Origin of the sequence: Olivibacter ginsenosidimutans, from assembly GCF_039542865.1 — a bacterium.
Lineage (GTDB): Bacteria > Bacteroidota > Bacteroidia > Sphingobacteriales > Sphingobacteriaceae > Olivibacter > Olivibacter ginsenosidimutans.
The window spans coordinates 1-15,016 of record NZ_BAABIQ010000044.1 but is presented as its reverse complement, the minus strand read 5'-3'; the positions used below and the strand labels follow the sequence as shown (position 1 = coordinate 15,016).

Below are 15,016 nucleotides of genomic sequence, written 5' to 3'. Positions count from 1 at the left end.
CTTGAATATGATTGAGCAGCTAAAGAGGAAGTGAAAAATAATTGATGCAAGCTTCATGGGCGTTAAAAACAGTGGGTAACGAGCTGATTTATACCTTTGAAATTTTGTACTCATAAATAAATTGTTCGAATGAAAAAACTAGGTATAGGGATAGCGGTACTTTTTATCTGTGCTTGCGGAATTAATCAACAAGCGAAACAGATTAAAGCATTGGAAGCTTGTAAATTTGAAGTGAAACAGGTAGACAGTGTTTTCTTAGCAGGAACGGATGTGATGAAAATGGTTCAATCGGGGAGAGTGGATACACGGAATATGAGTGGTGTAGCACTGGCAATGTTAAGAAAGGAAGTGCCCTTAAAAGGAATTCTTCATTTAAAAATAACGAATCCAACTCATGATCTCGCTGGAATTAATCAATTTCAATATCAACTGCTTATGCAGGATAAACAGTTGGCAACCGGTTTAGTCAACCAACAGGTAAAAGTTAAACCAGGCGAATCTTTAGAAGTGCCGGTAGCTATTGATGCTAATGTCTATGGTCTGCTTTCCAATGGATCCGTGTTGCAGGAAATTGCTGATTTTATTTCGGGCGATCAGCCTAATCAGGAAAGTTTGCTTACGATTAAATTAAAACCCACCATAGCCATTGGTAATAAAACGATCAACTATCCAGGCTGGATAACCTTTGATAAGAAGGTTACGCGCAATTTATTGTTGTAATTATTCTTAATGATATGGGCAAAAAGTCAACTGAGATCATTTCACATCATCTTTCGGAAGACGATTCCAGAGAATTTGCCGTATTTCACATCAATAAACGATTGCTTAATTCAAAGGAGTTTAAACCTTACAATATATTTAATCCCTTTAAATCGGATTTTTTTGCCATTTTGATGGTACACGAAGGCGTCATTGATGTTAATGTTAATTTGCAGCACTTTCGCTTAGAAAAAAATAACCTTTTAGCTTTTGCACCAAATATGATCAAGCATTTGGTGGATATCAGTGATAACTGTAAATTTTATGCTATCTTGTATAAGTCGTCTTTTTTGGTCAATGCAAATATCCGCGAATTTCACCAAGATGTTTACGACTTACTTATTTCGGGAATGCCCTTGTTCAATCTCGCTTTACATGAAGTAAAAACATTAAATAATCTCATTGAGGTGATGCTTTTGCGAAGCTATGCTGATGAATTGAATCAACCCAACGATGCCGTGGTAAAGCATGGTTTCTTAGCTTTTATGTATGAATATGCTTTTCTCTACCGGAAGTATATGAAAGAGCGAAATCGGAAAGTATCCCGAAAAGAAGATATCATGCTTCGTTTTATTAAATTGGTGGCGAATCATTTTAAAGAAGAAAGAAGTGTTGATTTTTACGCTAAAAAGCTTTTCATCACCTCCAAATATCTTTCAGAAATCACGAAAGATGTCGCAGGAAAAACAGCAAGCTCTATTATTGCCGAAATGGTGATTATGGAAGCCAAAAGCTTGTTAAATATCCCTTCCCTAACTATTATTGAAATTGCAGATTTACTTAATTTTAGCGATATGTCGTTTTTTGGTAAATATTTTAAGCGTTATACGGGTGTTAACCCGTCTACCTACCGTAAAACCAGCGTACTGCATTAGTATCCTTCATCTTAATGTCAAATTTGTTGAGAATGCAACGATTATTTTTGTTGATAATTTTTTATAGCAAATTACTGCTATCTTAGCTGAGAAATAATAGTACTTCCCCCTTTTTGTTTAAAAGTTTTTAAAAATAAGTGCAGTTTAAAATTTTTGAGCTGTACGTATACAAGTTGCGATTAAACGAATAGCATGGTTAATATTGCCTTAACATGGGGAAAAGGGGGTTAATCAAAAACATTTTAAAAATACAGAAATTTAGACGTATTATTGTAAATTAAAATAGAATAGTAAATGCATTATTTAGCCAATAAAAACGGATTTTTGACCTAAAAAAGCAAAAGAAACAGGAAGCAAGAGGATTTTTATACCGAAAAAAAGACCAATTTTGGCGAAATATTAACCTTTTTTTAATTTAATATTGGGTTGATATTTGTGGCATTATTAGTTGATATGTAAACGATTTTTGATATAGATGAATCAGGTTAAAAATAATGATGATTTAGCGATATTCCACCTCGATAACTTGAGTAAGTTATTGCGCAATAAAGCCAATCAGTATCTGTCTGCGCAAGGTATCGATGTGCGGATAGAACAGTTGCCTGTTTTATTTAGTATACCGGAGGAAGGACTTCCGCAGCAACAGATTGCTGATGAGATTGGACGGGATAAATCATCGGTATTGAGAACAATCTCTAATCTAGAGCGGGAAGAGCTCGTATGTGTAACGACAGATATAGCAGATAAAAGAAAAAATTGTGTGATGCTTACGCCAAAAGGTAGGGCCTTGGCAAGACTTATTAAAGATAAAATCGTAAATCTGGAAAAAGTATTGTTCAATAGCCTTAAAAGTCCGGAGCATGACCGTTTTATGCAAGTTATTAAATCGATTGGAAATAATTTGCAAAATATACATATCATATAAAATTGTATTAAATTAAAAAGTAGATAAGCCCATTGGCTTTAAATTTTAATTAGATGAGTAGAAATTTTGACAAGCGTATTGCAGATTTTAAAGATGCGGCGGTTATAAAAGAAAAAGGCCTTTATCCTTATTTCAGACCAATCGAATCTGGACAAGATACGGAAGTTATTATTAACGGGAAAAAGGTACTTATGTTCGGCTCAAATTCTTATTTGGGTCTTACCAACCATCCAAAAATTATTGAAGCTGCTCAAAAAGCTACCGCGAAGTATGGAACGGGATGTGCAGGTTCTCGATTTTTGAACGGAACACTCGATATTCATGAGGAATTAGAAGCCAGACTTGCAGATTACGTCGGAAAAGAAGGTGCTGTTTTATTCAGTACGGGTTTTCAAGCAAATTTAGGTGCGCTTTCGTGTCTTACAGGCAGGAATGATTACCTGATTTTGGATGAAAGCGATCACGCCTCAATCATTGACGGTTGTCGTTTATCGTTTTCGAAAGTAATTAAGTATAAGCATAACCATATGGCTGATCTACGGAACAAGCTTAGCCAACTGCCCGAAGATGCTGTAAAATTGATTGCCGTAGATGGTGTTTTTAGCATGGAAGGCGATTTTGTTAAGCTACCAGATTTAGTGCAGATTGCTAAAGAATTCGACGCCGCAGTTATGGTTGACGATGCACATGGTTTAGGTGTTATCGGTAAACAAGGTGCAGGCACGGCATCCCATTTTGGTTTAACAGACGATGTAGATGTTATTATGGGCACATTTAGCAAATCACTCGCCTCTCTGGGTGGTTTTCTTGCCGCTGATGCAGCTACCATCGAATTTTTAAAGCATAGAGCACGTTCATTGATGTTTAGTGCCAGTATGACACCGGCTGCTGCAGCAAGTGTATTAGCCGCTTTAGATCTTATTCAGTCTGAACCGGAACACATTGATAATTTGTGGAAAAATACAGCATACGCTAAGCAACAATTGTTGGAAAATGGTTTTGATTTAGGAAAAACGGAAAGCCCTATTTTACCGGTCTATATCCGTAATAATGATGCAACATTTTTAATCACAAAGCGTTTGCAGGAAGATGGGATTTTTGTTAATCCGGTAGTATCTCCCGCTGTTGCGCCGCAGGATACGCTTATTCGTTTCTCCTTGATGGCTACCCATACATTCAGCCAAATAGACGAAGCTATTCATAAACTAACTAAAGTTTATCAAGAGACTTTTGCTAGTGAATTTGTTAAAATTGCATAAACGTTGTCCATTTGATAATTTATAAGCTACATTTGATAATTTATAAGCTATAAGTACTATTTTTTACTATGAACATAGTTGAAGTATCATCTAAAAGCCAGTTGAAAACATTTATCGATTTTCCACATGAGTTATATAAGGATGATCCAAACTATGTACCGGAGTTGTTTGTGGCGCAACGCGACATACTTACACCAGGCAAACATCCCTTTTATAAACATTCTTATATTCAATTGTTTTTAGCTTATCGGGACAATCAGGTGGTTGGTCGGATTGCAGCAATATATAACACCAATCACAATGCGTTTACCGGTGCTAATGATGGTTTTTTTGGTTTTTTTGATACCATAAACGATCAAGAAGTAGTAGATGCCTTATTGGATCAATCTATTGTCTGGTTGAAGACTAAAGGAGCAACCAAAATCGTAGGTCCGGTGAACCTGTCTACTAACGAAACTTGTGGATTATTAGTTAAGGGATTTGATAGACCTCCTGTGGCCATGATGCCCTATAATAAACCTTATTATGAATCGCTGTTGCTTCATACCGGTTTAAAGAAGCAAACGGATTTGCTCGCTTATCTCGTTCGTCGGAATAACCTAAATGATCGGTCAGTTCGTTTGCTTGAAGCTTTAGAGAATCGCTTGCTACGGAGTAATATTCGCATAAGGCAAATTGATAAAAAGAATTTAAAAAACGAGATTCCTAAAATAAAAGCACTTTATAACAGTGCATGGGATAAGAATCTGGGTTTTGTACCCATGACAGATGACGAGTTTAATTACATGGCTAAAGATCTCGCGCTTTTGCTCGATCCCAAATATGCTATTATAGCTGAGCAAGGCGATAAAATGGTCGGATTTGCCTTAGGAATTCCAGATATTAATCAAATACTGATCAAGATTAAGCGCGGGAGACTTTTTCCGACAGGAATATTCAAGCTTTTATTCGGACTCAAAAATGTTACTGGTGTTAGGGTATTGCTTTTGGGCGTTATCGATGGTTATCGTAAATTAGGAATTGAAGCGTGTCTTTATGGTAGATTAATTAAAAATGCAGAAGGTACTAAGTTAGAATATGCCGAGTGCTCTTGGATGCTGGAAGACAATTACTTAATGAACCACGCTATTGAGCAGATTAACGGGGAATTGTATAAACGCTACCGTTTATTTGAAAAACCAATTTAAAATAGTAGTGTTTCCATCTTAAGCCTCTCATTTTATATGCTGTTGCGTTATTCGTTTTCAAGAACGCTATCCCTTATTTTTCGTGATAAGTCGGTGTAAATCTGTAAAGAAGGTTTTAATTTTTGACTTTTTGACCACAATAGTCTTATATGAAATGTTTTATTTTGCATGCATAATTGGTTAAATGGCAGATACCCTACAAATTGATTTAAAAAAGTGAAAATATTTACTGCAACATTTCGTCAACATATTACCCGTTTCTATCTATTGTTTTTTTTATTGCTTGCAGCATCCTTTGTTCGTGCGCAAACTACCCTCGTACGGGGAGTTATAACGGATGCGGCAACAAAGGAAACCCTTCCTTATGTAAGTGTGCTCATACCGGGAACAACTATCGGTACATCGAGTGATGATGAAGGTCATTTTAGCATCAAGATCGAAGGAAACCATACCAAGCTAAAATTCGCCTATATTGGCTATTTACCAATCGAGAAAGAAATTCAAGTAGGAGAAGACCAAGTGATTAACATTCAGATGAAAGTGGATGCTAAAATGTTGGATGAAGTTGTTGTATCAAGTAAAAAAGGAAGATATAAAAATAAAAATAATCCTGCAGTTGAGCTAATTCGGAAGGTTATTGCACATAAAAAAGAGAATCAGATGGAGAACTATGATTATGTGCAATATGAAGAATACAGCAAGCTGTCTATGGCCTTGAGTAATCTATCAGATAAGTTTAAAGAGAAAAGGATTTTCAGAAATTATCAATTTCTATTTGCCGAGCAGGATTCTAACGCCATAGGAGGGAAGAATGTACTTCCCGCGTATATGGAGGAAAAGTTATCCAATATCTATTTTCGTAAAAATCCCTATAAAATGAAACGCTATATTTTAGCCAATAAGCAGGCTGAATTTGATCCGCATTTTATAGACAACGATGGTGTCAGTAACTACTTGCACCGATTATACGAAGATATCAACATCTATGACAACGATATTTCTATTACGACCAATTTGTTTTTGAGTCCGATTGCAAACAATTCGCCTACGTTTTATAAATTCTTTATCAGCGATACGGTGAAAACGGAACAGCCTTGGCTAGTGGAGCTAAGCTTTGTACCGCGCAATAAGGCTGATTTATTGTTCGAAGGAAAATTGTATATCACCTTAGATGGTAACTATGCGGTACAAAATGCATACTTGACTGTTAATAAAGACATTAATTTGAACTTTATGCGTGATTTACAGGCTAAGCTGGAATATAGCAAGAATCCAGATGGTCGCTATCACTTGAGCAAAAGTACCTTGACTATGGAATTCGCACTTGGCGATAAAGGAGGAGGTATTTTAGGTGAACGTACCGCTTCTTATCAAAAATATGAAATAGGACAGTCTCAGCCGGATAGTATTTATAAAGGGCCTGATGAAGAAATTGCTTATAACCCTGACGTAAAAACAACAGAAGAATATTGGAAGAGCGTGCGGCACATGCCTTTAGAAATTCGTGAGGTAGGCATTTACAAAAATGTCGATACCTTACAAACGATTAAATCATTCCGACGGATTATGGATTGGGGTACTGTGCTTTTGGCTGGTTACAAATCCTTTGGTAAATTTGAAATGGGACCTGCGAGCACCTTTTATAGCTGGAATCCGGTAGAAGGATTTCGCCTACGGTTAGGAGGTCGTACCACGACGGATTTGAGTAAGCGGATGTTTTTTGAAACGTATGGAGCTTATGGTTTTAAGGATAAAAAGTGGAAATATTTTGGAAGTGTTACGTATTCACTGAATAACAAATCGGTGTATTCTTTCCCTTTGCATTATTTGAAAGCCAGCTATCAACACGATACTAAGATCCCTGGCCAAGAATTGCAATTCGTTCAGGAGGATAATTTTTTACTATCGTTTAAACGCGGAGATAATAACCGATGGTTATATAATGATATTGCTAAATTAGAATATGTACATGAATTGCCCAGTAGATTTTCTTATAAGCTTGGATTTACACATTGGCGCCAGCGCCCAGCGGGTGTGCTGCTTTATCAACAAACAGACGCTAATGGAAACCTGCATACCATCAATGAACTCACCTCAGCAGAAGTAAACGTCGAGTTACGTTACGCCCCTCATGAGCAGTTTTATCAAGGTAAGGTTTATCGCATTCCGATTTTTAATAAATACCCGATATTCACATTACGTTATAATTTAGGCCTAAAAGACGTTTTTAACAGTACTAATGAGTACCATAACTTTAGTGCCAATATCTTTAAACGTGTTTACTTATCGCAATTTGGTTATTCGGATATTACGTTGGAAGGAGGGTACATTTTTGGGAAAAATATTCCATTCCCCTTGCTTGATATCCATCACGCAAACCAGACTTATGCTTATCAGTTGAATTCGTATAACTTAATGAACTTCTTGGAATTTGTCAGTGATCATTATGCATCTGTTAATGTACAATATTATCTTAATGGATTTATCTTCAACAAAATCCCCTTACTTAAGCGCTTAAAATGGCGTGAAGTGGTCAGTTTTAAAGGTTTATGGGGAGGTTTAAGAAACGAAAATAACCCTAACTTTAATGATGCGGTATATAAATTTTCTGCTGATGAGAACGGTTTGCCTATTTCGTATGCATTGGGTAGCACCCCCTATGTTGAAGGAAGTGTGGGCATCGCTAATATATTTAAGTTGGTTAGGGTAGATCTGATTAGACGGTTTACTTATCTGGAAAATCCGAATGTATCTGAGTGGGGAGTACGAGCTCGTGTTAAATTCGATTTTTAGTGGAATTGGCTAGCTTTTTACGTATTTTTGTACTATATTATTGATACAAGCTTCATAGATCGTATTATCATGGCAAAGAATTATGTTTCTAACTCTCAGGAGTCTGTGCGGATGTTCAAAAGCAATTTGCTGGAACCGCTGACTAAGGTGCATTTTACAGTGCCTTTGATATTATATGTGCCGGTTATTATCTACTTTACTTGGAAAGCCTTTGCGGATTATAGTGTGTCTATAGGCTTTTATATAGGCTATTTTGTAATCGGTCTATTTGTATGGTCGTTTACCGAATATGTGATGCATCGTTTTGTTTTTCACTTGCCGCCTAAAGGGAAAATTATGGAGCGCTTACACTTTATATTTCATGGAGTTCATCACGACTATCCTATGGATAAATTGCGCTTGGTTATGCCTCCATCGGTAAGTATTCCTTTGGCGCTAGCGCTTTACTTTTTATTTAAATTGTTCTTTAGTGATATCCAAATGGCTGCATTTTTTCCCGGCTTTATTGTGGGCTATCTTTTTTACGATATAGGTCATTATGCGATGCACCACTATAATTTCAAAAGTGGGATCATGAAAAAGATTAAACAACACCATATGTTACACCATTATCAGGATGCAGATAAAGGTTATGGGGTAAGTTCTCCCTTTTGGGATATTATTTTTGGTTCCAACTTCAATAAAAAGAAAAAAGCAAAATAGGTGCTATTGAACCTCCTTTAATTTAAATAATGGTCTGTTCAAATAGTGGTCTGTGGCAGGTTATTGGTAGGAAAAAAGATGCGGAATACGGGCTTAAGAACAGATGAAAACCAGCAAGACGTAAATCTTAAGACAATCAAAACGGAAAATAAAAATATTTTCAAAGATAGAAAGCGCACCAATTTACTGAAAAGTGCAGAACAACGAGCGATTGCTTATTTGGTAACGAAGGTGCCGCAATGGATGACACCGAATATGCTTACCGCTATAGGTGTTTTGGGGGGGATTATTGTTTTGGTCGGTTTTTTGGCGGCGAATTATGCTGATCGTATCTTTCTCTTATTGGGGGTATTGGGATTATTAGTGAATTGGTTTGGCGATTCGTTGGACGGTAGGATAGCTTATTACCGAAATATTCCACGAAAATGGTATGGGTTCTCCTTAGACATTATTATGGATTGGATCAATACTGTTATTATGGGCGTAGGTTTTATCGTCTATCTCGGTAACGGTTATGAATTGCTCTCCTATTTTTTTGTCGCATTATATGGTTGGGCAATGATTATCGCCTTATTGCGCTATAAGATAACGGATAAATATACGATAGACGCTGGAGTTGTAGGGCCAACAGAGATTAGGGTCATTATCAGTACCATATTTATCTTAGAAGTACTCATCCCTAAAACAGTTAATATTTTTTCTGCACTGGTGGTTGCTATTTTGTTTATTGTTAATGTGGTAGACACTAAAAAATTGTTAAAGCTTGGTGATGCACGTGATATTGAGGAAAAGGCAGCTAAACAAAACCTTCCCACTGGTGAAGAAAAATAACTTTTATACGTTCCTCAAGGCACAATTTTCTGCGTTTTTTGGTGGTATAGTTGATTATTTAACTATGATTGCCTGTACCGAACTGTTGCATATTCATTATACGATTTCCATCGTTATCGGAGGCGTTATTGGAGCAATCATTAATTTTACAATTAATCGCCATTGGACTTTTGGAGCAAGTGGTATACGTGCTAAGGATCATCTGACGATACAGCTGATGAAGTTTATCACAATGGTAGGAGGAAGCATCGTATTGAAATCCTCTGGCACCTATCTTCTGACGGAAGGAGTACACGCCGATTATAGGATAAGCCGAATAATTGTTGATATACTGGTTTCTTTAGGGTTTAATTACACGTTACAACGATATTGGGTATTCAAGAGGAATACACCGTAAAAATTGATGTTTATGATGAAGAATTGCTGTTTACTATTTTCTTATTTATTGCTATTTATAATAGGGCAGACGACTGCTTATGCGGGATCTGTGGTTAAAAATACGGTTGTCGCAAATTATAAAAGGCATGTAACCTATGTAGATTCGTTTCCCACTCCAAAAGATATTGATCATTTGCTGTTTTATATTCAACGTGATCCAAATACCAATACCATTTGTTATACGTTGAACATCGATAAAGATGGTAAACTCGACTTATCGAATCCGATACATGCCTTTTGGATTCGCTATCCAGAAGGAGGAGTAAAGAAAGATCTTAATTTTATCCAACGGAAATTTGCTTATGGAATTAATACCAAAAAACTGTCTGACGGATCGTATGATGTACGGTCTGTAGCTTATAATAAGTTACCTATGCGTTTGAAAAAGGATGTGAAGGGTGTTTTTAGGATATACGCAACGATCAATAATAAGGAGGCTATTTTAGAACGTATTTTTATCCGTATCGGTGATGGGGGGACGTTTTGGAATCCGGATGTTAAATATATAGAACTTAAAGGTGTAGAAGTAGATTCGGGAAAGAAAACTTTAATGCGGTTTAAACCCTAAAAAGACCCCGAGCGGGGTCTTTTTAGTTTAACATTATCGGCTACCTCTGCTAGGCCTCGTGGTAGAACTGGAACTTCTGGAAGTACTAGGGCTTGAAGACCGTTCAACGCGTTGCGGACGAGACTGAACCGCTGGGCTTGCCTGTGTTGCTGGCTTGGTTGCTCTTGCACCTCCAGTAGATCTACTTCCGCTAGACGGTGTAGCGGTAGGCCGTTGTACCCCTTGGCTACGCGTAGGTTGTGAAACACGAGTATTGTTGTTACCTCTGGTAGGGGCCACCGCACCTGTTGAGGGGCGTGAAGAACTAGACCTGCTAGTTGGACTAGCGACACTAGGTCTGTTGGTGGTCGTGCTAGGTCTTGTTGTCGTCCTATTTCCCGTAGGTCTCGCCGTGCTCTCTGAAGGCTTTACTGTGCTTCTCGAAGGCCTTGCCGTATTTCCCGTTGGACGTGTAGTGCTGCTACCGGTAGATCTAGCGTTAGACCCTGATGGCCTAGTGGTACTTCCTGTAGCTCTTGTCGTACTTGTTGTTGGCCGTGCAGTACTAGACCTACTTCCAGTCGGTCTGCTAACGCTTGTTCTCGATGCTGTCGAACTGGAAATTCTACTTGGCCTGGCAGATGTGTTTTTATTAACCGTTGGTCTGTAAATTTCAACAGATCTGCCCGAAACTCTACCCGCACCGGGGCGGCTAGCGTCGGCTATACGGTGTACCGGAACCGAAGTACGGGTTACCCGTTGTATATCACTCCGTCTTGGGCCGCTAACATAAGTACGATTATTATGCACATAAGTGTTGTTGATAATCGTTGTGCGATTATACACATTAACAACGGTTCTTCTAGGTGCATAATACCGATGAATAGAAGGGCTCAATAGATAACGTTGCGGAACAAAAATCCAAAAATTTGCGGGAATATTTACACTGACGCCGATACTAATACCGGGGCTTAAAGGAGCCCAACCATAGTAACCACCGCCGCTTCTCCAGCTGACCCATGCAGGCCCCCATTCATAACCAGGTATCCAGGACCAGCCGAATCGATTGTTGTAGTTCCACCGTCCATAGTGGAAAGGAGCCCATCCCCAATTGTAATTGGAAACCCAAGTGTTTCCATAATCGGTCATTACCCATTGCCCGTTCGTAGCGTATGGTTGGAAATCTGGTTCTACATCCGGTACCCAAATGTAACCATAATCAGGGTCATCAATCCATTCGCCATAGGGAGATAATTCGTCATAAAATTGTTGGAAAGAGATACTTACTCCCGGTTGAGCAGCTACTTTTTGTAACATTCCAAAGATTAATAGGAACGTTAACGATAAAAGTAGTGCGCGTATATTGCTTATTGTTTTCATGGCTCAAAGTTTTAAGTCCCACCATCTGTTTGCTATAATATCTGACAAGAAGGAGGCCAGAAAGTTTAACCATGTACCTATGCGTGTTTATCTTTTTCTATTTCTAATCCTTTTTACACAAAACCTATAAATTACGCTTTTTTAATTCATTTACTGCATAATCAACCGCCCGTGCCGTGAAAGCCATATAGGTCAAGGACGGATTTTGCGTTGATGTTGACGTCATACAAGCCCCGTCGGTAACAAAGACGTTACTACAGCGATGCATCTGATTCCATTTGTTTAACAATGATGTCTTGGGATCATTACCCATACGTACGCCACCCATTTCATGGATATCAAGCCCTGGAGCTTGGCCCGCTACGTTGGATTGGATATTGGTAAATCCGGCTTCGGTAAACATTTCCGTTAGCTGCTCGATATAGTCGGCCTTCATCTTGGCGTCATTATCGTCGTAATCAATTGCTATTTTCAACAATGGTATACCCCAATCATCTTTTTTATCTTCCGATAAGGCAACATAACTTTCTGCTTTGGGGATGGTTTCTGCCATCATATGCGAGCCCACGCGCCATGGACCCAACGTGGGGTTCAATAATTGGTCTTTTAAAGAACGACCTACTAAGGAGGTATCGCTATTACTAGCACGATAAGCAGAGAATCCCGCCGCGTAACCACGTAGAAAATCGGTTTCTTGTTTAAATACGTTTCGAAATCTTGGAATATACCCACCACCGGCAGGATTTCTTCCATCCGTTTTAAATTCCATCAGTCCGTCATATTCTGCACTAATGCGCGCACTATAATTATGAAAAGCAACGTATCGACCTAATAGGCCACTATCATTTCCTAAGCCATCCGGAAAACGGTTGGATGTTGAATTGAGCAGGATGAGATTAGTATTTAGGGCAGCTGCATTAACAAAGATAATTTTGGCAAAAAAATCGATCTCCTCCTTCGTTTGCGCATCGATCACTTTTACGCCGATAGCTTTTCCCTGTTGTTCATCGTATATTACAGAATGGGCTACAGAGAAAGGGCGCAAGGTTAGTTTTCCCGTCTTTTGTGCCCAGGGAATTGTGCTGGCATTGCTACTGAAATAACCACCGAAAGGGCAGCCCCTTTGGCAAAGCACACGATTTTGACATTGTACGCGGCCTTGATCGAGATGGATCTGGTTGGGTTTGGAGAGATGGGCACAACGGGCACTGATCACATGTCGGCCATGGTATTTCTTAGCAAGTACTCCTTTGAAATAATCTTCAACAGCATTCAACGGATAAGCCGGCAGAAATTCGCCATCGGGTAATTCTTTTAACCCATCGCGATTTCCAGAGATTCCGGCAAATTGTTCGACGTAGCTGTACCAAGGAGCAATATCGTTGTACCTAATGGGCCAGTCTACAGCAAAACCATCACGTGCCGGCCCTTCAAAATCGAAATCAGACCAGCGTTGGGTCTGCCTTGCCCATAATAACGATTTTCCACCTACCTGATAGCCTCTTATCCAGTCGAAAGGCTTATCCTGAATGTAAGGATGTTCTTGATCTTTAACAAAAAAATGTAAGGCATCTTCTTTAAATGCATAACATCGGTTGGCAATAGGAGCGGCTTCTTGGATGGCTAACGGCACTTCACCCCGGTGTGCCAATTCGTAAGGGTAGAGGTTAGTCGTTGGATAATCGACTACGTGCTTAACCTCTCTTCCCCGTTCCAAGACAAGTGTCTTCAATCCTTTTTCTGTGAGCTCTTTAGCGGCCCAACCTCCACTGATACCAGAGCCTATAACTATGGCATCGAAGGTGCGGTCTTTCACGCTGTCGATAGCTAAATTTGACATGATGTATTTGCTTAACTTGTTTTTGATGACGATTTAACGGGAAAATAGCCATTATACCTTCCCGGAATAAGCTCATAACGTTTTAAATCGCTCATCACATATTTTGAATTCAAGAAACCTTGAATAGTCCGTCGTTTAGTAATGGTGTAAAACCGATAGCTATCCTGATCTTTATTTTCGGTATTTTCCAATTCCTGTAAAAGGGTTAGCCGTTGTGCAGCCGTAATATCTTTAACGGATTGATTAAACCGTTTTTGTGCCAGATCTTCTACGATATTCAATCCATTTATAAAACAGGTTTGATCATCTTTACTATGACAATCATCTACCATTTTGAGTACAAATAAGTGGAGGTTTAAATCTTTTGCACCGGGGCCATCCGTTCGGGGAATGAGGGTTTCTGTAATTTCAGATAATATTTGCTCCTGATCCGAATCAATCGTTATACGGTTTAACTGGATAGAGGCTTTACCAGAATTTGTTGTACAGGAGGGTAGTACGGCCACACCACCTGCAACGATTAAAAGATTTTTTATAACTGCTCTTCTCTTCATCTAACTGTAGTTGAGATTCGATCGCCTACTGGTCGATACTAACCTTCAATATTAACGATAAAATCGCGAAGATGGAAATCAGTAGCCAAAATCTTAACCTAAAAGTAAACCTTTCGGACAATGCTTTGTTCCACCCTAAAAGAAAAAATACATGTTTAGACGGTTTGTTGTCATTTTTGGCTTTTTTATAACCTTTGGCGTGCTTCTTATTGCCGCTTGGCTGGCCTACCATAAATTTAATCCAACAGCAGACCACGTAATCAGGGAAGAGGTTATGCTGGAGCGTATCGCTGATATCGGTAAATTAGAATTGGTCAAATATTCAATGAAGGATGTCATCGAACGAAAAGAATTGAGGTATTTCTTTCCAGACCAACGGGTATTATTTATAGCAGTAGGGGAGGTTACCGGTTGTATTGACCTAAAAAAGATCACTGAAAAAGATATTGTTAAGCAAGGTTCAAATGCCATTACCATCTATCTACCAGCACCAGAAATCTGTTACGTTAGATTAGACCATAAGCGATCTAAAATCTACGATATAAGTGGGGCGTGGTTACCTGGAGATACCCAGCATTTAGTTGAGGGCGTATATAAATTGGCGGAACAACGGTTATTGAAGAATGCACAAGAAATGGATATTTTAGGGAAGACAAAAGAAAATGCGGAAATAATTTTCAAACCCATGTTAGCTAATATTACGGGTTTAGAGGTTACGATTGCCTTCCGTTAATCCATTTGTATAAACCGAGCTAATTTCTTTTTCTTCGATAGATACGGCCAAAAAAAGAAATGAACCGTCCACGATTAAAATTTAATTTTTATCACTAGTGTCCGGGAAAAATAAAAAGGAGCAGTAGAAATTAATCGAACTGCTCCGAGATTTATACTTTTGAGTTACGACACAAAAAAGTATGAACAAAAGT

At 38.5% G+C, this 15,016-nt stretch carries 14 protein-coding genes; 11 read left to right on the top strand and 3 right to left on the bottom strand.

The annotated features are described in order from the left end of the window. Nucleotides 1-129: 129 nt before the first annotated feature. From ABD930_RS19650 to ABD930_RS19605, 10 genes are all read left to right on the top strand, one after another. A complete protein-coding gene (locus ABD930_RS19650; protein ID WP_345234553.1) occupies nucleotides 130-720 on the top strand; it encodes a hypothetical protein in 591 nt (196 codons plus the stop codon). 14 nt (nucleotides 721-734) lie between these two features. Further along, complete coding sequence (locus tag ABD930_RS19645) at nucleotides 735-1,634, top strand: AraC family transcriptional regulator (RefSeq protein WP_345234551.1); 900 nt, start codon at nucleotides 735-737, stop codon at nucleotides 1,632-1,634. A 475-nt stretch (nucleotides 1,635-2,109) separates the two neighbouring features. Continuing rightward, a complete protein-coding gene (locus ABD930_RS19640; RefSeq protein ID WP_345234549.1) occupies nucleotides 2,110-2,559 on the top strand; it encodes a MarR family winged helix-turn-helix transcriptional regulator in 450 nt (149 codons plus the stop codon). 53 nt (nucleotides 2,560-2,612) lie between these two features. Further along, nucleotides 2,613-3,818: a serine palmitoyltransferase gene (gene spt / locus ABD930_RS19635; protein ID WP_345234547.1), complete on the top strand. Its 1,206-nt coding sequence runs from the start codon at nucleotides 2,613-2,615 to the stop codon at nucleotides 3,816-3,818. Between the two features lie 68 nt (nucleotides 3,819-3,886). Next, nucleotides 3,887-5,005 (top strand): hypothetical protein, encoded by a 1,119-nt coding sequence (locus ABD930_RS19630; protein WP_345234545.1) that lies wholly within the window; start codon nucleotides 3,887-3,889, stop codon nucleotides 5,003-5,005. A gap of 216 nt (nucleotides 5,006-5,221) precedes the next feature. Continuing rightward, nucleotides 5,222-7,798, top strand: coding sequence for a DUF5686 and carboxypeptidase-like regulatory domain-containing protein (locus ABD930_RS19625; RefSeq protein ID WP_345234543.1), 2,577 nt, complete (start codon nucleotides 5,222-5,224; stop codon nucleotides 7,796-7,798). Nucleotides 7,799-7,867: 69 nt separating this feature from the next. Next, the gene (locus ABD930_RS19620; RefSeq protein ID WP_345234541.1) at nucleotides 7,868-8,500 is read left to right on the top strand and encodes a sterol desaturase family protein; all 633 of its coding nucleotides are present in this window, start codon (nucleotides 7,868-7,870) and stop codon (nucleotides 8,498-8,500) included. A 78-nt stretch (nucleotides 8,501-8,578) separates the two neighbouring features. After that, a complete protein-coding gene (locus ABD930_RS19615; protein ID WP_345234539.1) occupies nucleotides 8,579-9,331 on the top strand; it encodes a CDP-alcohol phosphatidyltransferase family protein in 753 nt (250 codons plus the stop codon). Next, on the top strand, nucleotides 9,318-9,728 hold the full coding sequence (locus ABD930_RS19610; RefSeq protein ID WP_345234537.1) for a GtrA family protein: 411 nt from the start codon (nucleotides 9,318-9,320) through the stop codon (nucleotides 9,726-9,728). Before ABD930_RS19615 ends, ABD930_RS19610 begins: the two co-directional genes overlap by 14 nt. 12 nt (nucleotides 9,729-9,740) lie before the next feature. Next, on the top strand, nucleotides 9,741-10,337 hold the full coding sequence (locus ABD930_RS19605; RefSeq protein ID WP_345234535.1) for a DUF4833 domain-containing protein: 597 nt from the start codon (nucleotides 9,741-9,743) through the stop codon (nucleotides 10,335-10,337). 33 nt (nucleotides 10,338-10,370) lie between these two features. Here the strand turns inward: ABD930_RS19605 and ABD930_RS19600 are convergent, their stop codons facing one another. From ABD930_RS19600 to ABD930_RS19590, 3 genes are all read right to left on the bottom strand, one after another. Beyond that, nucleotides 10,371-11,696 (bottom strand): DUF6600 domain-containing protein, encoded by a 1,326-nt coding sequence (locus tag ABD930_RS19600; protein ID WP_345234533.1) that lies wholly within the window; start codon nucleotides 11,694-11,696, stop codon nucleotides 10,371-10,373. 124 nt (nucleotides 11,697-11,820) lie between these two features. Beyond that, nucleotides 11,821-13,536, bottom strand: coding sequence for a GMC oxidoreductase (locus tag ABD930_RS19595; RefSeq protein ID WP_345234531.1), 1,716 nt, complete (start codon nucleotides 13,534-13,536; stop codon nucleotides 11,821-11,823). Between the two features lie 11 nt (nucleotides 13,537-13,547). Continuing rightward, nucleotides 13,548-14,090 (bottom strand): gluconate 2-dehydrogenase subunit 3 family protein, encoded by a 543-nt coding sequence (locus tag ABD930_RS19590; RefSeq protein WP_345234529.1) that lies wholly within the window; start codon nucleotides 14,088-14,090, stop codon nucleotides 13,548-13,550. Between the two features lie 151 nt (nucleotides 14,091-14,241). Here ABD930_RS19590 and ABD930_RS19585 point away from each other — a divergent pair, with 151 nt between their 5' ends. After that, a complete protein-coding gene (locus ABD930_RS19585; protein WP_345234527.1) occupies nucleotides 14,242-14,823 on the top strand; it encodes a DUF4230 domain-containing protein in 582 nt (193 codons plus the stop codon). Nucleotides 14,824-15,016: the final 193 nt, after the last annotated feature.

What these genes read in the sequence shown, in the direction of transcription:
- ABD930_RS19650 (WP_345234553.1), top strand. Translation starts at nt 130, where the DNA reads ATGAAAAAACTAGGTATAGGGATAGCGGTACTTTTTATCTGTGCTTGC.
- ABD930_RS19645 (WP_345234551.1), top strand. Translation starts at nt 735, where the DNA reads ATGGGCAAAAAGTCAACTGAGATCATTTCACATCATCTTTCGGAAGAC.
- ABD930_RS19640 (WP_345234549.1), top strand. Translation starts at nt 2,110, where the DNA reads ATGAATCAGGTTAAAAATAATGATGATTTAGCGATATTCCACCTCGAT.
- spt (WP_345234547.1), top strand. Translation starts at nt 2,613, where the DNA reads ATGAGTAGAAATTTTGACAAGCGTATTGCAGATTTTAAAGATGCGGCG.
- ABD930_RS19630 (WP_345234545.1), top strand. Translation starts at nt 3,887, where the DNA reads ATGAACATAGTTGAAGTATCATCTAAAAGCCAGTTGAAAACATTTATC.
- ABD930_RS19620 (WP_345234541.1), top strand. Translation starts at nt 7,868, where the DNA reads ATGGCAAAGAATTATGTTTCTAACTCTCAGGAGTCTGTGCGGATGTTC.
- ABD930_RS19615 (WP_345234539.1), top strand. Translation starts at nt 8,579, where the DNA reads ATGCGGAATACGGGCTTAAGAACAGATGAAAACCAGCAAGACGTAAAT.
- ABD930_RS19605 (WP_345234535.1), top strand. Translation starts at nt 9,741, where the DNA reads ATGATGAAGAATTGCTGTTTACTATTTTCTTATTTATTGCTATTTATA.
- ABD930_RS19600 (WP_345234533.1), bottom strand. Translation starts at nt 11,696, where the DNA reads ATGAAAACAATAAGCAATATACGCGCACTACTTTTATCGTTAACGTTC.
- ABD930_RS19595 (WP_345234531.1), bottom strand. Translation starts at nt 13,536, where the DNA reads ATGTCAAATTTAGCTATCGACAGCGTGAAAGACCGCACCTTCGATGCC.
- ABD930_RS19590 (WP_345234529.1), bottom strand. Translation starts at nt 14,090, where the DNA reads ATGAAGAGAAGAGCAGTTATAAAAAATCTTTTAATCGTTGCAGGTGGT.
- ABD930_RS19585 (WP_345234527.1), top strand. Translation starts at nt 14,242, where the DNA reads ATGTTTAGACGGTTTGTTGTCATTTTTGGCTTTTTTATAACCTTTGGC.